Source organism: Corynebacterium argentoratense (genome assembly GCF_021491455.1).
Taxonomy (GTDB): Bacteria; Actinomycetota; Actinomycetes; order Mycobacteriales; family Mycobacteriaceae; genus Corynebacterium; species Corynebacterium argentoratense_A.
Genome location: NZ_JAKETN010000002.1, coordinates 259,241 through 285,831 on the forward strand (window position 1 = coordinate 259,241; position 26,591 = coordinate 285,831).

A 26,591-nucleotide genomic window follows, 5' to 3' on the forward strand; every position below is an offset into this window, starting at 1 on the left:
GGGAAGAAATGAACACAAGCGACACACCACCGGCACGCTCGGTCAAAGACAACGTCATCTACGCCAAATTCGGTGCATCCCAACAACATGACGAACCCGCACAACAGGCAACCCCCACCGCAGTCGCCCCCACGATCACCCCGCACGCACAGCTGCGCCTGCTGCTAGCCACCATCTGCGAGCGCGGCCGCTACACCCGCGGCGTCAACTATCATCGCGATGGGCATGTCATCAGCACCGACGTTCGCCCCGGGCTGGTAACAGGGCTGGTGCGAGGATCCCAGCTGGACCCTTTCGAGGTCGCCCTCCACTTCGCATCCAACCCCCTTGACCGCGACAGCATCACCGGCATACCCCATGCGTTGACGTTGATGAGCAAAGGCACATACCCGCAGCAGATCGCGACCCAACTGTTTGACATCCAGCGTTGCGAGTGCACCTGTCCGGACCCAGCTCCCGTGTGCAAACACGCCGTCGCCGTGGGCCTCGTCTTTGCGGACATGCTGCACAGCAACCCCGAAAAAGCACTCGCCCTGCGGCACATGAGCCTGGCAACCATAGCCGATGCCATCGACGCCCCACCCGCAGCCGATTTTTGGAACGGCGGGCAGTTGCCGCCACTGCCGGACATAGAACCCGACAGCGCCCTCGAACGCGGCGACCGCACCCTGCTCACCCAAGCCATCCGCGCGGCATCATTAAACTCCGTAGAGGCACTCAGAGGCATGTATCAACTCGAAGAAATCTACGAGCACATCATGCCCACCAACCCCCGCTAGGACACCATGACACGCTTCATCCACACCTCCGACTGGCAGCTCGGTAAAACCTGGGCCAGGCTGCGCCCCGAAGCCGCAGCACGCTTGGCCGAAGCACGCCTCGAAGCCATCCGCACCCTCGGCACCCTAGCCACAGAACACGGCGCGGAATTTATCGTCGTCGCAGGCGATGTGTTCGAGCACAACAGCCTCAGCCGCGAAACCCTCGGCCGCGCCCTCGAACAGCTCAAAGCTTTACCCGTGCCCGTCTACCTCCTACCGGGAAACCACGACCCCCTTGTCGCCGACAGCATCTTCTACGAAACTCAGGACATTCCCGGCGTCCACATCGTCACCGACCACACACCCATTCGCGTCGAAGGCGCCAGCACGCCCGTAGAAATTGTCGGGGCCCCCTTGCTCACCCGCCACCCCGACACAGACCTCGTCGCACTCGCCCTCGACGCACTACCCGACGACCCCGAACACCCAGCCCGCATCCTCCTAGCCCACGGACAAGTACTCAACCGCGACTCCATCGACAACCCCGCCACCATTGACCTTGGGCTGATTGAAGACGCCCTGCAACGCGGCGTCATCAATTATGTTGCGATGGGTGATACGCACTCCGCGCAAACAATCGGACGCAGCGGCGCCGTGTGGTACTCCGGAGCACCAGAACCCACAGACTTTTTCGACACAGCAACCGGTGGCGGCGAAAACAACAGCGGCCACGCCCTGCTGGTCACCCTGCGCGACGAAGGGGTCGATGTCGAAGAACTCTCCACGGGCACCTGGACTATGGAAGCCATCGAAGCAGATGTCAACAGCATCGATGACGTTGAGGATTTCCTCGCGCGCCTCGACGCCTACCCCAACAAATCAAAAACAGTCATCAAATACACCCTGCGCGGTACCATCGACCTCACCGCAATGAACCACCTCGACGCAGGACTAGACGCACGAACCCCCATCTTCGCCGCGCTCTACCCACGCGAACGACTCATGGACCTCACACTCGCCCCCGGCACCGAAGAACTCGACACCCTCCAACTAGGAGGCTACGCAGACGGAGCACTCCGAGAACTCCTCGACGCAAGCGCAGACGGCGACACAACAGCCGAAGACGCCCTCCGCCTACTGTTCCGACTCCAACACTAAAGACCCCACACGAGGACACCATGCGCATCCACAGCCTGAGCTTCGACAACCTCCGCGGAGTCGAACACTTCCAACTATCCAACATCCCAGACACCGGTGTTGTCATCATCAGCGGCAGCAACGAAGCCGGAAAATCCACCATTCTCGACGCCCTCGACATGGTGCTGACCCAAAAACACACCACCGGAAAAGCCCAGTACAAACTCATGCGCCCCGTCGGGCGCGACGTGCCCACCACCATCACACTCGACGCCACCATCGGGCCGCACCGCATCAACCTCACCAAAACCTACTTCAAACAAAAACGCTGCGAACTACGCATCCTGACGCCCACCGTGGAAAACCTTACCGGCGGCGAAGCCGAACAACGCCTCGAAGACATCCTCGCCGAACACATCGACCCCACTCTGCTCAGTGCACTGTTCGTCCGCCAAGGAACCATCGACGAACGCATTAATGCCGCAGGAATCCCCAGCCTGAGTGCAGCACTTAGCGCCGCCGGCGCCGCCAACGACCTCCACGACGGCAACCCCACCGAGGTGACGGGGGACAACACCGCCCTCATGGACGCCGTCGCAAAAGAATACGGCCGCTACTTTAGTGAAAAAACAGCCAAACCAACCGGCGAATACAAACAAGCAGAAGCGGACCTCACCGCAGCAGAACAACGCTATGCGCAAGCACAAAGCGACGTTGACAGCGTAAAAAACTACGTCGATCGGGTGGGCGAAGCAGAAGCCATACGCGACGATGCCACCCAACGCATACCCGGTGTTCGTGAAGAACTCGAACAAGCCCGCGCAGACCTCGCCGAAGCAGAAGAAGCCACCAAGCACGCTCAGGCAGCAACCGAGAAAAAGAACAGCGCACAGATCGTGCTCGAAGCAGCAGAGCAACGCCTCGAGCAGCGCACAGCACTCAAAACCCGCGTCGCCGCACTGAGTAAGCAGGTGGAAAACCTGCTTGCACAACAACCAGAACTCGAACAAGCCCACCAAGAAGAACAACAGCGCGCAGCCGAACTCCACGAACGCGTCACCCAAGCCCAACAACTGCGCGATACCGCAGCAGCTGCCGTGCGCGACGCCAAACAACAACTCACCCGCGCCTCCCAACTGCGCGAGTGGGCACACCACACCCAACTACTCGACCAAGTAGCCGGCATCAACGACCAGATCGTCGAGCTGGAAAACATGCTGCCCAGCAACCCCATCAGCGCCGAACTCGTCCAGAAGATCACAGAGGCAGAACGCGACACACGCGAGGCACGCATCCGCGCCAGCGCCGTCGCAGCAAAAATCACCACCCAAGCAGTAGGGGAGGACGCCCCCACAGAAATCCTCCTCGACGGCGAACCAACACCCGTAGGCGAGACCCACACACTCACCCACGCCACCACCGTCTGCATCGCCGACGTGGACATCCACATCACCCCTGGCCTCGGAAACGAGGACGTCTTCGCCGACCTCACACGATGCGAACAGCAACTCACCGCATTGCTTAACGAGGTCGCGGCGTCATCAGCCGAAGAAGCACTGAGCAGGGCACAAGCCGAACGCCAACTCGCCGAGGAAATCACCGGTCTGACCCGCGAACGCACCGCCATCATCGGTACACGCGACGTTGACGACATGCGCAGGCACACCCGACGCATCGAACAACTCCTCGGCGACTTCGACCCCATCACCGTCGACGAAGCCGAACAAGCACTGCTTAAAGCCAGCGCTGCTCATGAAGAAGCCGAAGAACACCACACCCAAGCCGACAGCGACGCCCGCGTGCACGAAAGCCGCGTCATGGCACTGCGCACACCCGCAGAAACAGCCCTCAACATCCACCGAAGCAACCTCGAAGCCGCACAAGCAACCCTTGCGGAAGCCGCCGACGAACTAGCAACCGCAGAGCTGGAGCACACGCAAGAACAACTCGATGCCGCACACGCGCACGCCCTCAGCAACTTCGAGCAAGCAACGGCCGCTGAGCAACACGCCCTGGACGCACTAGCCCAGGCGGACCCAGAACTGCGGCGCAGCCTCTACGAAGGCGCCCAAGCACAGCTCGACAGCCTGCGGGAACGCATCGATGACGCCCGCACCACCATCGCCACCTGCACCGGGTACATCGAACAGGCACAAGGTGCGGCTGAACGCCTAGAAAATAGCCATGCAGAAGTCGACAACGCCCGCCGACACCACGCATCCATACAACGGCGTGCAGAGGCAGCCAAGAGGCTCCGCGACGTCCTCATCAGTCACCGCGACGCCGCGCGCGCAGCCTACGCCAAGCCCTTCGCCGACAAGCTCAACGACCTAGCCAGGGCAATCTTCGGACCCGACCAACGCTTCGACCTCGATGCGGAACTCGGGATCGACAGCCGAGTCAACATCGGCAGCGACGGCAGTGCTCTGACAAGCGTTCCGGTCGGCCAGCTTTCCGGTGGAGCCCAAGAACAACTCGGCATGCTCCAACGCTTCGCCGTCGCAGAACTCGCGGGCAGCAACCTGCCAGTGATCATTGACGATGCACTCGGACACACCGACACGCACCGACTATCACGTATGGCCACAGTGCTCAGCAGGGCAGGGCGGCAACAACAAATCATCGTACTCACCAGCACACCAGCGCGGTTCGAAAAAGTCGTCGGCAAGAAAGAATATTCCGTCACAGACCTTCAGATGTGACAGGGCTGCAGCACTAAGGAATACTTCTAACAAGGAGGTAAGACATGAGTACTCAACACCCGCTTAACCTCGAAGGCGACGACGGCCGCGACGCCCGCGGTGAATTATGGGCCCGCATTACAGCAGCAGGCCTCGCCGTGCACAAAGCACTCGACGAAGGGCTACCTGGTGGTATCAGTAGCGCCGACTACTCCATCCTCAGCGTCCTACGCGCAGCACCCCACGTGCCGCTCGACCACCAACACTGCCACGATTTCGAACTTCGCCTAAAGGAAATCTGTGACCTGCTGCAGTGGGACCGATCCAGAGCATCACACCAAGTGATCCGCATGGAAAAACGCAACCTGGTCGCGAAACATCCCTGCAGCCGAGACGCACGCGGCGTCGTCATTCGCTTGACCGAACAAGGCCAAGAGATCATTGAAAAACTGCACCCCCAATACCTCGACGCCATTGACGAAGTATTCTTCAGCAAACTTGACGCGGAAGAAATCCGCATGATCAGCTCAGTCGTCGACCGTGTGCTGGGGCCCCAAAAACAAAAACTCCAAGAGTTGGCGTAGCACTAGAGTCCGCCGCCCCAGCCGGCAAAAACAAAGCCCGCCTGTGTGCAACAGACGGGCTAGATGTGCCCCCGAGACGATTCGAACGTCCGACCGCTGGTACCGGAAACCAGTGCTCTATCCCCTGAGCTACGGAGGCATGTGCAAAACAAGCGCTTGCAACCTCAGCCATGTTACCACCCAGCCAGACACGGCGTGAAAAAGCCCCGCCACACGGATGTAACGGGGCAGAAAGAAGCGACCTGAACTGGTATTACTTCTTGACGATAACCACGATCAACGTACGCGGACCGTGCACGCCCTCGACACGATTGAGCTCAATGTCTGACGTCGCGGAAGGACCGGAAATCCACGTCACCGGCGCGGTGCGGGACAGGCGGGCGACCGTCTCGGGGATGCCGTAGGTGATGGTGTCCTCGCGGACGATGCACACATGGCAGTCCGGGACCAGGGTCAGAGCACGACGCCCACACACCGGGTTGGATTCCAAAGAAATCGTGCCGGTCTGGGCGCAGGTGACGTGACTGTCGGTCACCACGGCGTCAACCTCATTGAGCAGACGCGGATCGGTGGAACGATCATCAGGGGTTGCCTCGCCGCTGAACTTCTCAAACAGGGCAGGATCGAGACCCTCTGCGTAGCGGACGGTGGATGCACCGCGAGAGTTGAGGATGTCACCGATAGTGGCGGACAGCTCTGCCTCAGTGGTCTCCGTGACCTCAGCCTTGTAGTCGATCAGACGATCGATGAGGATCTCACGGAGCTCCTCCGGGCTGTAGTGGTACTCGCGGTTGTATTCGCGGGGAACCTCTACCGGACCCGGGGCGGTGTTAGCAAGCTTGTGTGCGTTAGCGATCCTGCTCAGGATTTCCTTCTTCGCCGCTTGATTTCGAGCGGAGTTGATGACACTCACTTTGTCTCCTCGGGGCTAGCGGGGTGTGCGGGCGGCTGGGCGGGAATGCCTTCGGCGCGCGCTGAGGCAAGCAGCTGTTGTGCTTCCTCACTGTCGAACCACTGGCGGAAGGACTTCTTCGGCGGAACCGCGGTGTCGCGAACGTCAGTCCATCCGGCCAAGAAACTCGGAAGGTGGGTGATTTTTCCGTTGAAACCACCCAAAATACGGCCGAGAGAAACCATGTGGGTGGACAGATTCCACAGCTTTTGGTTTCCGAAGACAAGTCCCATGCCGCCCATGATGACGCCCTCTACCTTGGGCTTGTGATTTTCGATCTTCTTGTGACGCAGTTCCAGTAGTGCACTGGGGATATCGATCTTGACCGGGCAGGCCTCGAAGCAGGCACCACACAGGGTGGATGCGTAGGGCAGGGAAGCGTTGGGGTCGTGCGAGGAATCCATGCCGGTGAGCTGCGGCGTCAGGATCGCGCCGATCGGGCCCGGGTAGGTGGAACCGTAGGCGTGACCGCCAGCGCGTTCGTACACAGGGCAGACGTTCAGGCACGCGGAGCAACGGATGCACTTGAGAGCCTCGCGGCCGATTTCGTCAGCCAGTGCTGCGGTACGGCCATTGTCAACCAAAACAATGTGGAAGTTCTGTGGGCCGTCGCCTTCGGTCACACCCGACCACATAGAGGTGTAGGGGTTCATACGCTCGCCCGTGGAAGAACGCGGCAGAAGTTGAAGGAAAACCTCGTAGTCCTGGAAAGTCGGTAGCAGCTTCTCGATGCCCATCACAGAAATCAGTGTCTCCGGGAGAGTAAGACACATGCGGCCATTACCTTCGGATTCCACGATGGTGACGGTGCCTGTCTCTGCGATACCAAAATTCGCGCCGGAGATAGCCACCTTGGCGTCCATGAACTGCTCGCGCAGGAAAGTGCGCGATGCTTCAGCCAGCTCTGCAGGATCCGAAGACAGTGTTTCGTCAGTGTTGGGCATCTCTTTGATGAAGATGTCGCGGATCTCTGCCCGGTTGCGGTGGATAGCCGGAACCAGGATGTGCGAGGGGGTGTCTTTGCCCAGCTGGACGATGAGCTCAGCCAAGTCGGTTTCGCGGGCTTCGATACCGGCTTCGCGCAGCTGGTCGTTAAGGCCGATTTCCATGGTGGCCATGGACTTGATTTTGACGACCTTCTTCTCACCGGTCTCCTGCACCAATGCGGTGACAATCTCGCCGGCTTCCTTGGCGTCGCGCGCCCAGTGGACGTGGCCTCCACGCGCGGTGACGGCAGCTTCGAACTGCTCCAACAGCTCAGGCATGCGGGCCATCACGTCGCGCTTAATGTGCGAACCGGCCTCGCGTAGTGCCTGCCAGTCATCAATCTCAGCGATGACGGCAGCACGCTTGTCGCGAATGGTGTGGGTTGCCTTGTGGAGGTTGCGACGCTGGGTGGCGTTGTACAACTCGTGGTGTGCAGCCTTGGGGAAGGTTTCGGTGCCGCGCAGGTGACCAACACCCTCAGGTGCGCGGGGCGGCATGGTCGGCTTGCCTAGGAAGACGCTCACAGCATTGCCTCCTTGGTGTAGATTGCGGACGAAGGCGTCCAGGGGTGGTCTTTGGTGGACGCCAGAATTTCAGCCATATGCACGGCACGAACACCAGCGTGCTGGCGGGACAAAGCGCCGCCGATATTCATCAAGCAGGAAGCGTCGCCTGCAGTGACGTATTCTGCCTCGGTGCTCTTGATGTTCCGGCACTTGTCACTCACCATCGATGCGGACACTTCAGCATTCTTCACAGAGAAGGTGCCGCCGAAACCGCAGCATTCGTCGGCGTGGGGAAGCTCCACCAAGTCAATACCCTCTACGTTGCGCAGCAATCGCAAAGGGCGGTCCCCAACCTTGAGGAAACGCAGGGAGTGGCAAGTGGAGTGGTAGGTGACGCGGTGGGGAAAGAACGCGCCAAGCTGATCAGTGCCCGCGACGTCAATAAGAAACTCGGACAAATCGTAGGTCTTTTTCGCAGTGGCACGAGCACCGTCGACTAGTGCAGCGTTGCCGTAGCGGGAAGCGACATGTTCGTGTTGCTCGCGAACAGCACCGGCGCAGGAACCCGACGGAGCAACGATGCAATCAATCGACGGATCCGAAAAAGCGTCGACATAGTTCTTGATTTGGGGGATAGCCTCGCGCTGGTACCCGGTGTTGACGTGCATCTGGCCGCAGCAGGACTGTTGCTCCGGGAAGACGACTTCGTGGCCGAGTCGGGAGAGGATGACTGCAGTGGCCTTGACGACGTCCGGGAACATCGCATCGCCAATGCAAGTCGAGAAGAGAGCGACGCGCATGGGCTGCTCCTTTTCTTTTCAAGCGGGTGAGTTGTTTTCTTTTAAATGCGTTTAGAGCTGTTTAAAAACCACAAACGTATGCGTCAATCCTAGCAAATAAATCGGCATCGATTTTATAGATGACCGGCAATAATCCTGGCGTCGCACATGGGCTGATGTGCGAAACCAAGGTTTAACTCACAAGGAATTAATGCGTAATTCCTGCAGGGTGACTTAATGCAGCTTAGGCAGAATTAAACTTTTAGACTTTCTGTGATTGCTGCGGTGAATTTGCTGGTATTTTGCAGAATGTTTGCTATGAAAATTGCAATGGGAACGTTGCGAAAATAACTGTGGGGCGCCGAAAGACGCCCCACAGTCGCTGATGCCCTGGCTACACGAGGAAGCTCAGAACGTTGGTCTGGAGGTAGACCAACAAGCACACTACGAAGAGCATGCCCAGCGACCAGCCGACCACGGACTTGAAGATGGAGGACTCTTCGCCCTCCAGGTTTACTGCAGTTGCGGCAATAGCCAGGGACTGCGGGGAAACCATCTTGCCGACCACACCACCGGTGGTGTTGGCTGCAAGCATGAGGTCCGGGTTCAGACCCGCGTGCTCGGCTGCGGTTACTTGCATCTTGCCGAACAGGGCGTTGGCGGAGGTATCAGAGCCGGTCACTGCGGTACCGACCCAGCCCAGAGTCGGGGCGAGGAAGGCGTAGACCGCACCAAGGGATGCGACATATTCGCCGATGGAGACAGTTTGACCGGAGTAATTCATCACATAAGCCAGAGCCAGCACAGCGGCAATCGTCAGGGCTGCGTGGCGCATGCGGAACATGCAGTGGCCGATTTCGGCGAAAACCCGACCGAGGTCGGTCTTGTAGCGGCCCCCCTCATTGAACACCGCGTAGATCACACCGACGATCAGGCCCGAAATGAGCAGCAGGGTGCCGGGGTTGTTGATGTAAGCAAGCGAGTATGCCGACTTCACAGGCTCACCGGAGGCGGTCAGCAGGTGGTCCTTAAGGACCGGCCAATCGAAGGAGATCATGAAGGTCTCTTTCAGCCATTTCGGGAAGGGGTTGGTGAGCGAACCAAATTTGTCGAGGTTGCACACACCGAAAATCAGGGTGACAACAAGGTAGGGGAGCAGTGCCATCCACACGCGGACGCCGGGTAGCTCATCGTGGATTGCTGCGGGGCCGACTCCCATGCGCGCACGCATTTCTTCGACGCCGCGAGGCTTCCAGAACCGCAGGAATCCGACGGCGACGCCGAGGGAGAAGATGCAGGCGACGATGTCTGTGAGCTGGTACGCGAAGAAGTTAGAGGTGGCCCACTGGGCGATACCGAAAGCGAAGCCGATTACGACGGCGGGTACCCATGCGTCCTTGACGCCGCGGACACCGTCGAGGATGAGCAGCAGGATCAGCGGCACGAAGAATGCGAGAACCGGCGCTTGGTGGCCGACGATCGCTGCGATGTGGTTGGTTTCTTCGGCGCTACGTCCGGCGACTGCACCGGCAGTGGTGATCGGGATGGCGACGGCGCCGAAAGCGACGGGTGCGGTGTTGGCCAGCAGCACCACGGTGGCGGCGCGCAGGGGCTTGATGCCGAGCGCGAGGATCATCGTGGCGGTGATGGCGACGGGGGCGCCGAAACCTGCGAGTGCCTCCAGTAGGCCACCGAAGCAAAAGGCGATGAGGATGGCCTGGATGCGGATGTCGCCATTGCCCAGGCGGTCGAAGGTGCGGCGGAGGTCTTCGAAGCGGCCGGAGATGACGGTGACTTCGTAGAACCAGATCGCCATGACGATGACCCAGACGATGGGAAGAAGGCCGAAGAGGCCGCCGCGTCCGGCAGAAGAGACGGCGAGAAGCCAGGGCATCTTGAAGCCAACGATGGCCACAAGAATTGACGCCGCGAGGGCGACGAGTGCGGATGTATGGGCGCGTGCCTTGACGCCTATGAGCATCACAAAGAATGTGAGTAGTGGAATGGTCGCTACGGCTGCGGATAGGCCGAGGCTTCCTGCTACGGCACTGGTGTCAGCAACAAAGCTCTCCATCGGTGCTCCTTGTTAGAAGTAGGTGTGCAAATAAAGTTTGTGTGCGTTAGGGCACTTTTCTGAACACAGTTAAGATTCTCGCAATCACAATACCCAAGGGATGTTACTGCTATCACTCTTCCTATCGCTATGTTTTACCCCTCCTATAAAAGCTATTGTTCAACAATCGACTTTCCAACCTGCAAAAATGCGTAAGGCGGTGAGCTTTGTCACCTCCCGCCGGCTCCCCCGCTGCCTTCCAAACCCCAACGAGGGGCAATATTGTGTGCGACAAACCAGCTTCGATAGGCTTGCAGGTTATGACTCCCGCAGACCTTTCACAGCTGATCCGGGCTGTCGCAGTGGACTACTTCACTGAGCAGCAGCTCGACACCTCCGTATTGCCCCAAGAAGTAACCGTCGAGCGCCCCCGCAACCCCGAGCACGGCGACTACGCAACCAACGTGGCATTACAGGTAGCAAAGAAGGTCGGTAAAAACCCGCGCGAGATCGCCCAAGGACTGGCCGACGCACTGAGCGCACAGGACGCGATTGCCAGCGCTGACGTCGCGGGCCCCGGCTTCCTCAACATCCGCCTGGCTGCAGCAGCCCAAGGACAAATCGTCGCCACCATCATCAATGCAGGCCAGTCCTTCGGCCACAACGACAGCTTGAGCGGCGCCGCCATCAACCTGGAATTCGTGTCCGCCAATCCCACCGGCCCCATTCACCTCGGCGGCACTCGTTGGGCGGCGGTAGGTGACGCTCTCGGCCGTGTGTTGGCAGCCAACGGCGCGCGCGTCACGCGTGAGTACTACTTCAATGATCACGGCACCCAGATCGACCGCTTCGTGCGCTCCCTCATCGCCGCAGCCGAAGGACGACCAACCCCTGAAGACGGGTACGGCGGGGCCTACATTCAGGACATCGCGAAGGCTGTCGTTGCGGCCGAGCCTAGCGTGCTTAACCTCCCTGAAGAACAAAAAGCGGAAGCTTTCCGGGCCCGCGGCGTCGACATGATGTTCGCGCAGATCAAGGAGTCACTGCACGAATTCGGAACAGACTTTGACGTCTTCTTCCACGAAAATTCCCTCTTCGAATCCGGCGCCGTTGACCGTGCGATCGCGATGCTTAAAGACAACGGCAACCTCTACGAAGCCGACGGTGCGTGGTGGCTACGCTCCACGGAATTTGGAGACGACAAGGATCGCGTCGTCATTAAGTCTGATGGCAACGCCGCGTACATCGCCGGCGACATTGCCTACGTGGTCGACAAAATCGAACGCGGCCACAACCTGTGCATCTACATGCTGGGTGCCGACCACCACGGCTACATCGCCCGCCTGAAAGCAGCAGCCGCAGCACTGGGTTACGACCCCAACCAGGTCGAAGTCATGATCGGTCAGATGGTTAACCTGCTGGAAAACGGCGAAGCAAAGAAGATGTCCAAGCGCGCCGGCACTGTGATCACCCTCGAGGATTTGGTGGAGGCAATTGGCGTCGATGCAGCCCGCTATGCCCTGATCCGTTCTTCCGTGGATTCTTCTCTGGACATCGACCTTGGTTTGTGGGCGTCCCAATCCAGCGACAACCCGGTGTTCTACGTCCAGTACGGCCACGCCCGCTTGTGCTCGATTATGCGCAAAGCCTCCGAGATCGGCATTGAGGTTCCCCATGACGCCGCGGGGCTGTCCGCCGTCGACCTGTCTTTGCTCACCCACGAGCGCGAGGGCGACTTGATCCGCACCTTGGGCGAATTCCCCGCAGTGGTTAAAACAGCCGCTGAACTGCGTGAACCCCACCGCGTTGCTCGCTACGCCGAGGAGCTGGCCGGCACCTTCCACCGCTTCTACGATGCCTGCCAGATCCTGCCGAAGGCGGATCAGGACGTCCAGGGCGTTTTCCGTGCCCGCTTGGCGCTTGCGCAGGCCAGCCGCCAGGTGTTGTCCAACGCTCTGGGACTGTTGGGTGTTAGCGCCCCGGAGAGGATGTAGATGCTCGACCAACCCAAACCCTCGACCCCGCAGCCGACCATCCCGAGGGTGGATCGGGCAGAAGTCCCCGACTTCAATGACCTTCCAGGCCAGGTGTGGCCAAGGAACGCCCAGCGTCAGGAAGACGGAGTGGTCACCATTGCTGGTGTGCCGCTTCCTGAGATCGCGGAAGAATACGGCACCCCTGTGTTCGTTGTCGATGAGGACGATTTCCGTTCACGCTGCCGCGATATGGCCCAGGCTTTTGGCGGTGGCGAGCACGTGCATTATGCGTCCAAAGCGTTCCTGACAACCACGATTGCCCGGTGGGTTGATGAAGAAGGCCTGTGCCTGGATGTCGCCTCCGAAGGGGAACTGCGGATTGCTTTAGCTGCAGGATTCCCGGCAGAAAGGGTCACCGCCCACGGAAATAACAAGTCCACAAGCTTTTTGAAGTTGTGTGTGGACGCCGGCGTTGGCCACGTGGTGCTTGATGCACCTGGGGAGTTGGATACGTTGAACGCTGTCGCTGCCGAGGCCGGTCGTGTCCAGGAAGTCATGGTCCGCGTGAAGCCCGGCGTGGAGGCGCACACTCACGAGTTCATCGCCACCAGCCATGAGGATCAGAAGTTTGGTTTCTCTTTGGCCGCTGGCTCGGCGTATCGGGCGGCGCAGGCCGCTATGCGTGCCGAGAATTTGTCGCTGGTTGGTTTGCACTGCCATGTGGGCTCCCAGGTGTTCGACGCGGAGGGCTTCAGTCTCGCAGCCGAGCGCGTGTTGGGTTTGTGGAGTCAGCTGGCCAAGGAGGGCGCCGAGTTGGAGATCCTCGATCTTGGTGGCGGCTACGGTATTGCTTACACCGCTGATGAGCAGCCCTTGGATGTCGAGGCGATTGCCGCGGATTTGTTGGCCCGCATTGACGCATATGCGGCGGCGCGGGGGATTGAGGCCCCGAGGATCATGGTGGAGCCGGGTCGCGCTATTGCCGGCCCTTCGACGGTCACCGTCTACGACACGGGTGTGATCAAGGATGTTCACGTTGATGACAACGCCACTCGCCGATACATCGCTGTCGATGGTGGAATGAGCGATAACATTCGACCTTCACTGTATGACGCCGCGTACGATGTGCGCGCAGTCAATCGCTTCTGTGACGGTTCCCCTACCGCGAGCCGCATCGTGGGTAGCCATTGCGAATCCGGTGACATTTTGCTGCGCGACGCGTTGCTCCCGGATGATATCGCGACGGGTGACCTGCTGGCCTTCGCTGCTACTGGCGCCTACTGCTATGCGATGACAAGCCGCTATAACTACATGCTTCGGCCTGCAGTGGTCAGTGTTCGCGCTGGACAGAGCACTTTAATGGTGCGGCGCGAAAGCATTGACGACGTGCTGGCCATGGAGCCTGGCTACACCCCACCGACGCAAACAAAAAACTAAGGCTAGACTTTCAAGCAGCCCTAACCCCCATCAGCATCGAAAGGCAGTCCCCTAGGAATGTCCACCATTTTTGTTCTGGTCAAGCACGTGCCTGACACGTGGTCCACTAAGACGCTGAACCCCGATTTCACTCTCCACCGCGAAGGTGTAGACGAAGTCATCGACGAAATTAACGAGTACGCAGTGGAGCAAGCGCTCCGTTTGAAGGAGTCCTTGGGGGAATCCACCGTTGTGGCTTTGTCCATGGGTGCGCCTTCTGCCGAGGAAGCGTTGCGCAAGGCACTGGCTATGGGGGCGGACCATGCTGTCCTGCTCAGCGACCCTGCGCTTGCTGGTTCGGATGCCTTGGGTACGGTGTGGGCTTTGAACTGTGCAATTGATGCCGCCGCCCAGACGTTTGGCGCGCCCGATGTGATCATTGCGGGCAATGCATCCTCGGATGGTTCGATGGGGGTTGTGCCGGGTGTGCTCTCGGAATACCGCCAGGTGCCTGCGCTAACCAACGTGCGTGAGATCAGTGTTGACGGCGGCGTCATAAAAGCTGTTCGCGAAGACCATTCAGGTACCTATCAGCTCAGCGCCCCGATGCCGCTGGTTATTTCCGTGACGGAGAAAAACGACAAGCCGCGTTTCCCCAACTTCAAGGGCATCATGGCGGCGAAGAAGGCGGAGATCGTGCGCCTGAGCCTGGCAGATACTGCAGCTGAGGCCACACAGGTTGGTTTGGCGAATGCCGCAACCGTGGTGACTGCAGCGGCGAACCGCCCCGAACGCAGTGGCGGACGGATCGTACGTGGTGAGCAAGGCGTGGAAGAGCTTGTCGCCTTCCTCAAGGATCGCATCTAGCGCGAAGGGACAATGACAATGACTAACGTTTACGTACTTGCAGAATCTGCCGCTCATTCCGCCATTACTGCGGAGATGATCACTGTAGCGCGCAATCTCGGTGACGTCACCGCCGTGCTTGTTGACGCCCCGGAGCTCGCCGAAGAGATCACGCAGCTGGGCGCCCAGCGCGTGGTGCACGTCAACTCCCAGGGCAGGGTCCTGCTGCCGGCAGTCGATGCCCTGCAGACCCTGGCGGCCGCCCAACCCGGTCCCGTCATCGTGCCCGGCCACGCCACCGGCAACGAGATCGCCGGTCGCTTGGCGGCGCGCCTGGCAAGCGGCGTTCTGTGTGATGTTGTTGGGATCAATCCCGACCGCACGGCGCAGCAGTCCATTTTTGGTGACACCGTTTCTGTGAGCGCGGCTGTCGGTGGCGAATGCCCGGTGTACACGCTGCGCCCGGGTGCTGTCCCCGCTGAGCCTGTGCCTGCTGCCGACGCCACAATCGAAACCCTGGAACTTGCCGGCCCGGGTGCACTGGATGCCACCGTCGAGTCCTTCACCCCGGCAGTGCACGGAGACCGGCCCGAGCTCACCGAGGCCAAGGTTGTTGTCGCCGGTGGCCGTGGGGTCGGTGAGGATGGTTTCGCCACGCTCGTGGAACCCCTTGCAGACGTGTTCGGTGCCGCGATCGGTGCGACCCGCGACGTCGTCGATCAAGGCTGGGCTGATGGCAGCATGCAGGTGGGGCAAACGGGTGTTACCGTGTCCCCCGATTTGTACATTGCGCTGGGTATTTCCGGCGCGATCCAGCACAAGTCCGGCATGCAAACCTCCAAGACCATCGTCGCGATCAACAACGATGAGGACGCGCACATCTTCGAGATCGCCGACCTTGGTCTGGTGGCCAACGTTGAAGACGTCGTGCCCGTACTGATCGAACGTTTGAAGTAGCCCCACGGCAGTTATGCAGGTGTTTCTCGATCACGCCGCGACGTCGCCCACCCGCGAGGTCGCGATCGAGGCCTACCTTAAGCACGCGCATCTTCTTAACCCAGGCGGTCAATACGCCCTAGGCCGGCAGGCGAAGGCAGCCCTCGAGCAAGCCCGCGAAGACATCGCGGAGCTGCTGGGAGCAGAACCCATTGAGGTCATCTTCTGCGCGAGCGGCACAGAGGCAGACAACCTCGCAATCCACGGACTGTGGGGGAATGCGACACACGGCGTGGTGTTCACCAGCCCACTGGAGCACCCTGGCGTTCGGGAACCCATCAAGCACCTGGCCGGCGCGCGTGTGGTCGACATGCCGGTAGAACGAAAGAACACTGCACGGGTTGACAGCGAACTTTTTAGTCGACAACTGGTGGAATTCGCCGTGGCGCACTCTGCAGGGGACACAGCTGATATTCGGTTTGCCACCTGCATGATGGCTAATAATGAGACCGGTGCCATCCAACCTATCGCCGACATTGCCCGGCTGTGCGCGCAGCCCCCGGCGGTACCCGGTGCAGGGCCACAGTTAACACCTTTCCCACTGCATGTTGACGCGGTGCAGGCCGTCGGGCACATACCTGTTGATTTTCATGCACTCGGTGCGACAACGCTTGCCGCGAGCGCCCACAAGTTTGGTGGACCGAGGGGCGTGGGGCTGCTGTTGGCCAAACGTTCCCCAACTCTGCACCCGCTGCTGACAGGTGGGGGACAGGAGCGCGGCATCCGACCCGGCACCCACGACGTTGCTGGCGCCGTCGCCACAGCCGCCGCCTTAAAAGAGGCCTGTTCCGAGATCGACGCAGAACACCAACGCCTAGCTGGCCTGCGCGACCAGATGCGTGAACGCATCACCGCAACCATAGACGACGTCATCATCCACACCCCCGAAGACGACGTTCTGCCCGGGCACCTACACATGTCCTTCCCCGGGGCAGAAGGCGACAGTTTGTTGATGCTTCTTGACGTCGCGGGCATTGCGGCGTCCACAGGGTCAGCGTGCGCAAGCGGAGTCAACCGGGCCAGCGAAGTGCTGCTGGCCATGGGGGTGGACGAACCCACCGCGCGCGGAGCCCTCCGCATCACCCTCGGACGAACAAGCACGCAAGACGATGTGGACAAGCTACTGGCAGTGCTTCCGGACGTGGTGTCCCGCGCCCGCCTGGCAGGCATGGCCTAGCAGGTAGTAGGGTACTGCTAGTATTTTCCCGAATTTACCCACCATCCAATCACCCACCACCCCAATGAGGAGACCATGCGAGTTGTAGCTGCGATGAGCGGCGGTGTTGACTCGGCGGTGGCTGCGGCACGAGCAGTCGAGGCCGGGCACGAAGTTGTCGGCGTCCACCTAGCCCTGTCGAAGGACCCACAATCGGTGCGCGAATCCTCTCGCGGATGCTGCTCGCTAGAAGACAGTGCCGATGCCCGACGCGTCTGCGACAAATTGGGCATCCCGTTCTATGTGTGGGATTTCTCGGACCGTTTCAAAGCAGACGTGATTGACGATTTTGTCGAATCCTATGCGGTCGGGGAAACCCCCAACCCCTGCCTGCGGTGCAACGAAAAAATCAAGTTTCGCGCACTGCTGGAACGCTGCGTTGCCCTAGGCTTTGATGCCGTCGCGACCGGTCACTACGCGCGGCTCGTGCAGCCGGAGGATGGTGGCGACGGCTACTTGCGCCGCGGAGACGACCCGAACAAGGACCAGTCCTACGTCCTGGGCGTGCTGACCAAAGAAGAGCTCAGTCGCTGCATGTTCCCCGTAGGTGATACCGAAAAGCCACAAATCCGCGCGGAGGCCGCCGCCCATGGTTTCTCGGTAGCATCCAAACCGGATTCCTACGACATCTGCTTCATCCCCGACGGCAACACCCAGGCCTTCTTGGGCAAACACATTGGTCTGCGGCCAGGCATGATTGTGGACCAACAAGGCGCCCCGCTGAGGGAGCACTCGGGCGTACACGAATTCACGATCGGACAGCGCAAAGGCCTGGATATCAAGCAGCCAGCCGCCGATGGCAAGCCCCGATACGTCACCGACATCGACGCGGCCACGGGAACAGTCACGGTTGGCTCACGCGCCGACCTGTCGGTCACTCACATCGAGGCCGACCGAGTCAAGGTGCTGCACCCGATGATGGAGCAGCCGGAGCCTTTCGACTGCGAAGTCCAGGTGCGTGCGCACGGCGGGATCGTTGCCTGCACCGCCCAGGTTGATGGTGACCGCATCCGAATCGACCTCGCCGAACCACTGTCCGGCGTCGCCAGGGGGCAGGCAGCAGTCCTCTACCTTCCCGACGACGGCGGCGATATCGTGCTGGGCTCCGGAACCATCTGCGGGACGTCGCGTGACTGACGGTCTGGATCGCGGAGAGCATGGAGGTGGCGTACCTGGCGGAGAATGCGTAGATCACGTAGAGCGCGTCACGAGTGCGGCGCCCTCCCACTTCCCTGGAACGGATATGTCCGTTGCATGTGACATCGTGGGCAGTGAGTCAGCGGCAGCCTGCACGATCCCCTTGCTGCCAGAACGAGGGGCGCACGCCGAGCTTGTAGCGCGCACAGCAGTCCTACTGCCCGAAGTCTACTGCGAGGTTGGCGCCCGCAGCTGGGTCCTCACGGATCGACCCCAGTTGACCACGCGCCGGGCCGTAGACACCTGGCGGTGGGACCTTGACGCTTGCGAACAACAGTGGGGCCAACGCGACGTCATTGTTTCTGTGATGGGCCCGTGGTCCTTGGCGACGGCCCTCGAACTGCCCAATGGGCACAGGGCGGTGACGGATCCCGGTGCTCGGCGTGATCTTAACCAGGCGCTCGAAGCGGGGGTGGCGGAGGCCATCGCTGGGCTGTCGGCGCGTTTCGGTGGCGCCGTGCAGGTCGTGCTGGAGGAGCCCTGGGTGCCGGCGTTGCTTCAGGGGTCGGTGCCTGGCACGAGTGATTTCGACGAGCTTGCAGCCGTGCCTCAGTATGAGATCAGTAAGGCGTTGGATGCACTGACGGTGGGGCCAGCCTGGTTGGATTGTGCTTCGTTGGCGACGTTGTTGCAGTGGGAGGGTCCCGTGGCGTTCGATCCACTGGGGTTGAAGGATACGGCGGGGTTTGATGCAGCGGCGGAGTTGCTGTCGGTGGACAAGGGGGTGCGGCTGACCTTGTCGGTGGATGAGTTGATGGGGGCGGGAGATGATGCGGCGCGTGGGGTGGCGGTGCGGGTCGCCAGGTTTGTGGACATGTTGGGGGTGGGGAGGGAGGTGCTGCAGCGGATTGCGGTGTGTGCCAAGGATGGTGGGGATGTGTTGGGTTTGGCCGGGGCGATTGCGGTGGCGAGGGAGGCGACCGACATGCTGCATCGGGATGCGGGGGATCTTTAGGTTTACGGGCCGGGAGGATTGCGCGTGCTGGGAAGGTGAGGGAGGGGATTGTGTGTGGGAAGCGTTCCGCATGCCAACTTGAGAGGTTCGATACCGCCGGAATATAGTGGCGCAAATCACTTTAAGTATCCTTGCGGTTGCCTATCTGTTGTTGATAAACTCAACGCCGAGTTGATCCTCAGTAAGCGCCGGCTAGTTTCCGGTGGCGAATGCTCCGCCGGGGCCTGTTAACGCAGGTCCCGGCCTTTTACTATCTCAAAGGTGTAGCAATGACAACTGCAGACGTACCCGTTTCCGCTGATAACAAGCGTTATTTGGTCGGTATCGATGTTGGTAGTTATTCCGTCGGCTTATCTGCCGTGGAAGTCGACGAAGATCGTAACCCTGTAGGTTTGCTCAGCGCGGTTTCCTATATTCATGACGCTGGAGTTGACCCTACCGCCCGCAAAGAAGCTGCAACTCGCCGTGCTGTATCCGGGGTAGCGCGCAGGACTCGTCGGTTGTATCGCCGTAAGCGCAAGCGCTTGGTGAGTCTTGATCGTTTCATCGAGAAGTGCGGCTGGCCTGTGGTTGATAACGAGGCTTTCGACGATCCACTGCTGCCGTGGCGCGCACGCATGGCGCTTGCCGAGGGCTTTATCGAGGATGACAAGCAGCGGGCACTTTACCTGTCGATTGCCATGCGGCATATCGCGCGGCATCGTGGCTGGCGTAACCCGTACACCAAGGTACAGAGCCTCCATAGCCTACAAGAACACAGTGACGCTTTTAAAGCGATTCGGGAAGACGTAGAGAAAGAGCTCGGAAGGCCACTTCCGGAGAACGCAACAGTGGCTCAGGTGATCGGTCAGCTAATGGTCGCTGGTCGACGTTTGCGCGGCGAAGGCGGAGTGATTTCGGCCCGCCTCCAGCAAGTAGACCACGCGCTGGAGATCAACACAATTTGCGCCAAACAGCGCATTCCAGATGATCTACGCAAGCAGCTGATGGCCATGGTTTTCGCAGCTGAGAGTCCAAAGGGTGCTGCCAGCGGCAGGGTGGGGAAGGACCCGCTCTCCGGGCGGTGCAGGGCTGGAAAAGCTAGCGATGCATTCCAGCGATACCGTATCGCGGCACTGACTGCGAACCTGCGTATTCGTCAAGGTGCAGAGAAACGTAGGCTTACTCAGGTTGAGATGGCCCTCGTCAATGACCTACTGGTCAATGCCAAGGGGGCAAAGCAGCCCACGTGGGTCGACGTTGCCGAGGTTCTGGGCATCGACCGCGGCCAGCTACTGGGTACCGCCACGATGTTGGATGACGGCGAGCGTGCGGGTGCAACGCCTCCGGTGCATGCCACCAATCTCATGATGGCCAGTGTGCGGATTGCGCCGCTGAAGAATTGGTGGCTGGAGGCCGATCAGCCCGCGCGTGATGCGATGATTAAAGCCTTGTCGCTTGCTGAAGCTGACGATTTTGACTCACAGGAGGGCGCTCAGGTCCAAGCGCTGTTCAGTTCACTGACGGACGAGGAACACGAGAAGCTCGATGGACTTCACTTGCCTGCAGGTCGCGCGGCTTATTCTGAAGACACTTTGCGTAAGTTAACCGAGCATATTCTCGCGCACGGTTCTGACCTATATGAAGCACGTCGCGCGGTATTCGGCGTGAGCGAAGACTGGGCGCCTCCGGCCCCCGATATCGCAGAGCCCACTGGAAACCCCGCTGTCGATAGGGTTTTGAAGATAGTCAACCGATGGTTGTCTGCAGCTGAAGCGGAGTGGGGAGCACCGCTGAGCGTCAACATCGAGCACGGACGAGATGCGTTTGTCAGTGAGCTGAAGAGTCGAGAGATAGATCGGGATATTCAAAGGCGCACACGACGCAACTATGACCTGTTAAAGACGATGCAAGAGGAGCTTGGCATTGATTCCAAGCCCAGCCGGGCAGACCTCTGGCGTTACCAGTCAGTACAACGTCAGAACGGACAGTGCGCGTACTGCGGTAGCCCCATTACTTACTCGAACTGCGAGATGGACCATATCGTTCCTCGCGCGGGTCAGGGGTCTACCAATAAGCGTGAAAACCTGGTGGCGACCTGTGCTCGGTGTAACCGTTCAAAGCTGAATATTCCTTTTGCGGTATGGGCTGAGCGGTCCACTATCCCAGGAGTAAGCGTTAAAGAGGCTATTGATCGTACCAAGATGTGGCTACCAGATTCAGGCATGCGTGCGGCTGATTTCCGCAGTTTTGTGAAACAAGTGCAGGATCGCTTCCGCAGGACCACCCTAGATGAGCCGATCGACAACAGGTCTGCGGAGTCAGTCAGCTGGATGGCTAATGAATTGCGTGCACGCATCGCACAACATTTTTCGAGCGGAGACGACCAGGCGGATACAAAGGTCCGAGTGTTCCGTGGGGAGATTACTGCGCGGGCGCGCGCGGCGTCGGGAATCCAACGAGACCTCAGCATGATTGGCGGCAAAGGAAAACAACGCCTCGATCGCCGGCACCATGCTGTTGATGCCAGCGTGATTGCACTTATGCAGGCCACTGTTGCCCAGGTGTTGGTCGAGCGCAACGACCTGAAGCATGAGCAGGCTCTGCGTCGGCAGGCGCCTCAGTGGAAAGAGTACGAGGGTGCTGATGAAGGGACGCGATTCCAGTTCCGGCAGTGGAAGCGCCGTATGCACTCTCTGTTACGCATTCTGAACCAGGCTCTCCATGAAGACCGTATTGTGGTGATGTCTAACCTGAGGCTTCGTCTGGGCAATAGCCAGGTCCACGAAGCACAGATCGGCAAGTTGGCACCTAAGAAGGTCGGGGATGCGTTTTCTGTGGTCGAGATCGATCGTGCATCCAGCGAAGCCCTATGGTGTGCGCTCACTCGTGATCCCGATTATGACCCCAAGGAAGGATTGCCGGAAAACCCCGAGCGCACCCTTCGCGTGCATGGCACCCACCTGTCTGCAGATGACCAAGTGCACATCTTCCCAGTGGGCGCAGCAGCAATCGCAGTTCGAGGAGGTTACGCCGAGCTTGGTGCATCATTCCACCACGCTAGGATTTATCGAATCAATGGTAAAAAGCCTTCTTATGGGATGGTTCGTGTATATTCCGTTGATTTACAGAAGTTCCGGCAACAGGACCTCTTCAGCGTAGAGCTCAAGCCTCAAACCGTCTCGATGCGATATGCGGATCCGAAGGTGCGAAAAGCGATTGCGGAAGGCAATGCGGAATACCTTGGCTGGTTGGTCTCTGATGATGAGTTGCTCTTGGACGCTAGTTCCTTCACTGGCCAAGTTGCTGATACGCAGGCAGCTTTGGGTCCGATCAAACGATGGAGGCTCGATGGTCTTTTCGACCCTTCGAAGCTTCGACTGCGCCCGTTGCAACTTGCTGCGGAAGGTCTGGCTTCAGACAGTGAAGACTATCTAAAAAAGACCTTAGACAGGCCAGGATGGCGCCCTGCCGTTAACAAGTTGCTTTCAGTTGGACGAGTGACTGTTGTGCGGAGGGACGCGTTGGGGCGTCCCAGGCTGGAAAGTGTGGCAAACCTTCCCGTAACGAAGAGCTTCTGATGCCCCCGCGGTTAAACCCTGGGTGGCAGATGCTCGACTGCACAGGCCTGGAAGGCAGCATCCACTACCGGCGCGGACAACTGGTGATCCACGAGGGCGAAGAATGCGTTTCCGAGGTGCCGCTTTCTAGGATCGCCGTCGTGCTCGTTGGCTCCAAAGTATCTATTTCTGGTGCGGTGCTGATGAAGCTCCGTGAATATGATGTGTGCCTACAGGTGTGCGATTGGAAGGGGATCGTTGCTGCCGGACTATACCCAATGTCCTCGCACACGCGTGTCGCAGCCCGCCACCGTGCTCAAGCTGCCATGTCGCTGCCAAGGAAGAAAGCGGCATGGTCGGCACTGGTTCGTGCAAAAATCCTCGGTCAAGCCAACGTACTGTCTGCGTTGGGGACCTCCTCTAAGCCCCTCCGGGAATTAGCCAAGAAAGTACGTAGTGGAGATAGCGACAACTGCGAGGCCCTGGCAGCAAGGATGTACTGGGGAGCCCTCATGCCGAGGGATTCGTCCAGGCAACCTGGGGCTCAGACGGACCCGATCAACGCCTGCTTGGATTACGGTTATACAGTGCTCCGTTCTCACGCGATTCGAGCGGTCGCTAGCGCAGGCTTGTGCGGTCCCCTCGGCGTGTTTCACCGAAGCCGTGGCAACCCATGGTGCCTCGCGGATGATTTGATGGAGCCTTTTCGGCCGTGCATTGATTTTGTGGTGCTTAAGTCAGCCAAGGACGGGACGCTCGATTTCGATGCGATGAAACCTGTTCTGGTCGATGCCGCTAGTGGTTCGTTTAACCAAGACAACCCAGCAGCGCCTGCAGCTTTGGTTGAGTTAGCCCAGCAATTTGGGAGGTACGCAGAGAAGGAAATCGACCGCCTCCTGGTCGATAGCTGGAGTCCTGTGGAAGTGCTATTAGATGAGGTCGCTGGTGAGTGAGCCAATGTGGAGCATGGTGCTGTTCGATCTCCCGGTAAAAACAAAGCGGCAAATGAGCGAAGCAAATCGCTTCAGAAACGAGTTACTTGACCTCGGTTATCAGAGATTGCAGCTGTCGGTGTACGTGCAGTACCTGCCTTCAGGTGCACGGGCGGTTGGCCTAGTAAAAGCAATTAAGCGAGCTATTCCTCCGGAAGGTGAGGTTCGAATTTTTGCGATAACAGATAAACAGTGGTCGACAGCATTCAGATTTATCGCTGCAGCAGAGTCTGAGGTCGAAGATAAGCCCTCTCAGCTCCAGATTTTCTGATACCAAGATTGAGGAAACCCCCTGGTAGAGATAGGATTTTCTTCCTATCGGAAGTCTACCAGGGGGTTTGAGAGTTGATCCCCAGCTGCGGCATGCGCGGGCCTCGACGGCTTGGAAGTCTACCAGGGGGTTTGAGAGTTGATCCCCAGCCAGTGTTGGACATCGACGACTCGAAGACGAAGTCTACCAGGGGGTTTGAGAGTTGATCCCCAGCCTGCGGTGGCTTCGGGGTAGAACACGCAGAAGTCTACCAGGGGGTTTGAGAGTTGATCCCCAGCAGGTGTCTACTCGTATGTGCCCTATTGGGAAGTCTACCAGGGGGTTTGAGAGTTGATCCCCAGCTAGCCGATGGGGTGGTGTTTTCGTTGAAGAAGTCTACCAGGGGGTTTGAGAGTTGATCCCCAGCTACGCAGTCGATGAACAAGGCCGCTTCAGAAGTCTACCAGGGGGTTTGAGAGTTGATCCCCAGCTGACGGGGTGGCGGTTGCGATGGGTGAAGAAGTCTACCAGGGGGTTTGAGAGTTGATCCCCAGCTGACGGGGTGGCGGTTGCGATGGGTGAAGAAGTCTACCAGGGGGTTTGAGAGTTGATCCCCAGCGTATGTGGGATGGGGGTGGGCATGGTTAGAAGTCTACCAGGGGGTTTGAGAGTTGATCCCCAGCTGTCCATGACAGCTTCCAGTTCTGGCAGGAAGTCTACCAGGGGGTTTGAGAGTTGATCCCCAGCATCGGTGACCGGGTGACGTTTATTGATGGAAGTCTACCAGGGGGTTTGAGAGTTGATCCCCAGCCGGTGACGGGCGCATTCGGTCGCAGGTTGAAGTCTACCAGGGGGTTTGAGAGTTGATCCCCAGCTCATCGGACGCCTCACGGCAGACCCAGAGAAGTCTACCAGGGGGTTTGAGAGTTGATTCCCAGCCAAGCTGTATGAGTTCATTGACCGCATGGAAGTCTACCAGGGGGTTTGAGAGTTGATCCCCAGCTGATGCTCGCATCATTTGAAGATGTCGCGAAGTCTACCAGGGGGTTTGAGAGTTGATCCCCAGCTGATGCTCGCATCATTTGAAGATGTCGCGAAGTCTACCAGGGGGTTTGAGAGTTGATCCCCAGCCTATTGCGTGGCCGTCATTTTCGCCTGTGAAGTCTACCAGGGGGTTTGAGAGTTGATCCCCAGCTGTGACGAATGCGGGGGATGTTGATATAGAAGTCTACCAGGGGGTTTGAGAGTTGATCCCCAGCCTATTGCGTGGCCGTCATTTTCGCCTGTGAAGTCTACCAGGGGGTTTGAGAGTTGATCCCCAGCGTTTTCTGTGACGGATCATTTGTTGATGGAAGTCTACCAGGGGGTTTGAGAGTTGATCCCCAGCTCCGATTGTGGTTGATACCCGCGCGTCTGAAGTCTACCAGGGGGTTTGAGAGTTGATCCCCAGCCGTTTCCCCATGGTTGCCAGGCGGTCAAGAAGTCTACCAGGGGGTTTGAGAGTTGATCCCCAGCCAGGTACAGCAACGACACCATGTTTACGAAGTCTACCAGGGGGTTTGAGAGTTGATCCCCAGCACAGGCGGCTGCGGCAGCTGCGGATTATGAAGTCTACCAGGGGGTTTGAGAGTTGATCCCCAGCGATGCGACGTGGAACAATGGGCTCAACTGAAGTCTACCAGGGGGTTTGAGAGTTGATCCCCAGCTCGGCCAGTCGCGGTAGTTGGTGGAACCGAAGTCTACCAGGGGGTTTGAGAGTTGATCCCCAGCCGAGGCTTTTGCGAACACCGCGCCCCGGGAAGTCTACCAGGGGTTTTGAGTACTGTTCACCGCTATTAGTCACTGCGCGCACTAGCCTCCACAAGCCTAAGAGGTGAGCAGATGGCAGGTAGCGGGTAGTTTTATACGTCCCATCCTTCTTTTCTGAAGAAGTACTCCGCGATGGCGTGCTTGACCGGGCTATCGGCCACAAACGTACCGGCACGTAGTTCGCGCCGGGCGTGGCTCATCGCTTTATTAAACTGCGCCTGCGGGAATTGCTTTTGCACATGCTCTGGCAGTAGTGACCATGCGCCGAAGGAGTGCGACGGCAACCCTCGTTGCGGGCCCAGGAGTGCGCGTAGGTTGTGTTCGCGCTCAAAGTCGGCGACACTTCCTTGCCGCCGGCTGCGACCTGCACCACCACCGGGTGTGCCGGGGCCTGTGATGCTACGGCCACCGATCCCACCGCCACCACGGCCGCCGATCCCACCAGTGCCGCGCTGGGCGAGTTTGTCTGATAGTTGTTGGCTGAGTTTTTCTCCGGCTAGGCCACTGATCAACGGCCTAGCCCCACTCCCGGTGGTGGGTGTAGCGCCAGTTGTTGTGTGTTGTGCGGCGGTTGCTTTGAGTTGCTCTAGTGCTGGAGTAAACGCGCCGTGGCTGCCTGCGGATGGGTTGGTGGCAAACACTTGTGATGGGTGCATCCCATGGCTTGTGCTTGGGCGATGGTGGTGGTTGCTTCGGCGTGGATGGCGTTCATCAGGGAGACGTTGGTGGCCATGGTGTGGGCGGTGTCGATGAAGTGTTGACCAGAGGTGATGATGGCGTTGATTTGCTCGCCTGCAGCGGTGAAGTGGTGTGTGCTGTCTGCGACAGTGGCACCGGCGTGCGTGTCGCCTGGTGTGGTGGAGATGCGTGTCTGAGCGCCGTCAATGTACTTAGACGTAAAAAATACTTGAATCGGTTCCATGGGGTAGCAGAAGTGATAAAAAGATTCCCCGAAGACT

20 protein-coding genes, 1 tRNA gene and 1 CRISPR repeat array are annotated in these 26,591 nt (G+C 59.3%); of the genes, 14 read left to right on the forward strand and 7 right to left on the reverse strand.

The window, feature by feature from the left end; translation table 11 throughout:
• Positions 1 to 8 precede the first annotated feature (8 nt).
• Genes L1C91_RS03680 through L1C91_RS03695 form a run of 4 tightly spaced genes read left to right on the forward strand, consistent with a single transcriptional unit; the run spans position 9 to position 5,163 of the window.
• A complete protein-coding gene (locus L1C91_RS03680; RefSeq protein WP_234858068.1) occupies positions 9 to 779 on the forward strand; it encodes a hypothetical protein in 771 nt (256 codons plus the stop codon).
• 6 nt (positions 780 to 785) lie between these two features.
• Positions 786 to 1,919, forward strand: a complete 1,134-nt coding sequence (locus tag L1C91_RS03685; protein ID WP_234858069.1) for a metallophosphoesterase family protein — start codon at positions 786 to 788, stop codon at positions 1,917 to 1,919.
• A gap of 20 nt (positions 1,920 to 1,939) precedes the next feature.
• The gene (locus tag L1C91_RS03690; RefSeq protein WP_234858070.1) at positions 1,940 to 4,600 is read left to right on the forward strand and encodes an AAA family ATPase; all 2,661 of its coding nucleotides are present in this window, start codon (positions 1,940 to 1,942) and stop codon (positions 4,598 to 4,600) included.
• Between the two features lie 44 nt (positions 4,601 to 4,644).
• Positions 4,645 to 5,163, forward strand: a complete 519-nt coding sequence (locus tag L1C91_RS03695) for a MarR family winged helix-turn-helix transcriptional regulator (protein WP_234858071.1) — start codon at positions 4,645 to 4,647, stop codon at positions 5,161 to 5,163.
• Positions 5,164 to 5,229: 66 nt separating this feature from the next.
• Here L1C91_RS03695 and L1C91_RS03700 read toward each other — a convergent pair.
• The 5 genes from L1C91_RS03700 to L1C91_RS03720 form a co-directional block, all read right to left on the reverse strand.
• Positions 5,230 to 5,302 (reverse strand) — tRNA-Arg (locus tag L1C91_RS03700).
• A gap of 114 nt (positions 5,303 to 5,416) precedes the next feature.
• Complete coding sequence (locus L1C91_RS03705) at positions 5,417 to 6,076, reverse strand: LutC/YkgG family protein (protein ID WP_234858072.1); 660 nt, start codon at positions 6,074 to 6,076, stop codon at positions 5,417 to 5,419.
• Positions 6,073 to 7,626 (reverse strand): lactate utilization protein B, encoded by a 1,554-nt coding sequence (locus L1C91_RS03710; protein WP_234858073.1) that lies wholly within the window; start codon positions 7,624 to 7,626, stop codon positions 6,073 to 6,075. The genes L1C91_RS03705 and L1C91_RS03710 overlap by 4 nt, the downstream gene beginning before the upstream one ends.
• Positions 7,623 to 8,408, reverse strand: a complete 786-nt coding sequence (locus L1C91_RS03715) for a (Fe-S)-binding protein (RefSeq protein WP_234858074.1) — start codon at positions 8,406 to 8,408, stop codon at positions 7,623 to 7,625. Before L1C91_RS03715 ends, L1C91_RS03710 begins: the two co-directional genes overlap by 4 nt.
• Positions 8,409 to 8,781: 373 nt before the next feature.
• A complete protein-coding gene (locus L1C91_RS03720) occupies positions 8,782 to 10,461 on the reverse strand; it encodes an L-lactate permease (RefSeq protein WP_234858075.1) in 1,680 nt (559 codons plus the stop codon).
• A 299-nt stretch (positions 10,462 to 10,760) separates the two neighbouring features.
• Here L1C91_RS03720 and argS point away from each other — a divergent pair, with 299 nt between their 5' ends.
• The 10 genes from argS (at position 10,761) to cas2 (ending at position 23,844) form a co-directional block, all read left to right on the forward strand.
• Entirely contained in the window at positions 10,761 to 12,434 is a 1,674-nt protein-coding gene (argS, locus tag L1C91_RS03725) for an arginine--tRNA ligase (RefSeq protein ID WP_234858076.1), read from the forward strand.
• Positions 12,435 to 13,853, forward strand: coding sequence for a diaminopimelate decarboxylase (lysA, locus tag L1C91_RS03730; protein ID WP_234858077.1), 1,419 nt, complete (start codon positions 12,435 to 12,437; stop codon positions 13,851 to 13,853). It abuts the gene before it with no gap.
• Positions 13,854 to 13,910: 57 nt separating this feature from the next.
• The gene (locus L1C91_RS03735) at positions 13,911 to 14,699 is read left to right on the forward strand and encodes an electron transfer flavoprotein subunit beta/FixA family protein (protein WP_234858078.1); all 789 of its coding nucleotides are present in this window, start codon (positions 13,911 to 13,913) and stop codon (positions 14,697 to 14,699) included.
• A gap of 18 nt (positions 14,700 to 14,717) precedes the next feature.
• Positions 14,718 to 15,635, forward strand: coding sequence for an electron transfer flavoprotein subunit alpha/FixB family protein (locus L1C91_RS03740; protein ID WP_234858079.1), 918 nt, complete (start codon positions 14,718 to 14,720; stop codon positions 15,633 to 15,635).
• A gap of 13 nt (positions 15,636 to 15,648) precedes the next feature.
• On the forward strand, positions 15,649 to 16,851 hold the full coding sequence (locus tag L1C91_RS03745; protein ID WP_234858080.1) for a cysteine desulfurase family protein: 1,203 nt from the start codon (positions 15,649 to 15,651) through the stop codon (positions 16,849 to 16,851).
• A 75-nt stretch (positions 16,852 to 16,926) separates the two neighbouring features.
• The gene (gene mnmA / locus L1C91_RS03750) at positions 16,927 to 18,027 is read left to right on the forward strand and encodes a tRNA 2-thiouridine(34) synthase MnmA (protein ID WP_234858081.1); all 1,101 of its coding nucleotides are present in this window, start codon (positions 16,927 to 16,929) and stop codon (positions 18,025 to 18,027) included.
• Positions 18,028 to 18,133: 106 nt separating this feature from the next.
• The gene (locus L1C91_RS03755; RefSeq protein WP_234858082.1) at positions 18,134 to 19,042 is read left to right on the forward strand and encodes a methionine synthase; all 909 of its coding nucleotides are present in this window, start codon (positions 18,134 to 18,136) and stop codon (positions 19,040 to 19,042) included.
• A 269-nt stretch (positions 19,043 to 19,311) separates the two neighbouring features.
• Positions 19,312 to 22,602 (forward strand): type II CRISPR RNA-guided endonuclease Cas9, encoded by a 3,291-nt coding sequence (cas9, locus tag L1C91_RS03760; RefSeq protein WP_234858083.1) that lies wholly within the window; start codon positions 19,312 to 19,314, stop codon positions 22,600 to 22,602.
• A 29-nt stretch (positions 22,603 to 22,631) separates the two neighbouring features.
• Positions 22,632 to 23,534, forward strand: coding sequence for a type II CRISPR-associated endonuclease Cas1 (gene cas1, locus L1C91_RS03765; RefSeq protein WP_234858084.1), 903 nt, complete (start codon positions 22,632 to 22,634; stop codon positions 23,532 to 23,534).
• Positions 23,527 to 23,844: a CRISPR-associated endonuclease Cas2 gene (gene cas2 / locus L1C91_RS03770; RefSeq protein ID WP_234653185.1), complete on the forward strand. Its 318-nt coding sequence runs from the start codon at positions 23,527 to 23,529 to the stop codon at positions 23,842 to 23,844. Before cas1 ends, cas2 begins: the two co-directional genes overlap by 8 nt.
• A 50-nt stretch (positions 23,845 to 23,894) precedes the next feature.
• Positions 23,895 to 25,593: a CRISPR direct-repeat array (repeat unit 36 nt; unit sequence GAAGTCTACCAGGGGGTTTGAGAGTTGATCCCCAGC).
• Between the two features lie 131 nt (positions 25,594 to 25,724).
• Here the strand turns inward: cas2 and L1C91_RS03775 are convergent.
• Together L1C91_RS03775 and L1C91_RS03780 are read right to left on the reverse strand one after the other, a co-directional pair.
• Positions 25,725 to 26,288 carry a hypothetical protein gene (locus L1C91_RS03775; RefSeq protein WP_234858085.1) on the reverse strand — a complete coding sequence of 188 codons (564 nt, stop codon included), beginning with the start codon at positions 26,286 to 26,288 and terminating at the stop codon, positions 25,725 to 25,727.
• Positions 26,219 to 26,554: a hypothetical protein gene (locus L1C91_RS03780; RefSeq protein WP_234858086.1), complete on the reverse strand. Its 336-nt coding sequence runs from the start codon at positions 26,552 to 26,554 to the stop codon at positions 26,219 to 26,221. Before L1C91_RS03780 ends, L1C91_RS03775 begins: the two co-directional genes overlap by 70 nt.
• Between the last annotated feature and the right edge of the window lie 37 nt (positions 26,555 to 26,591).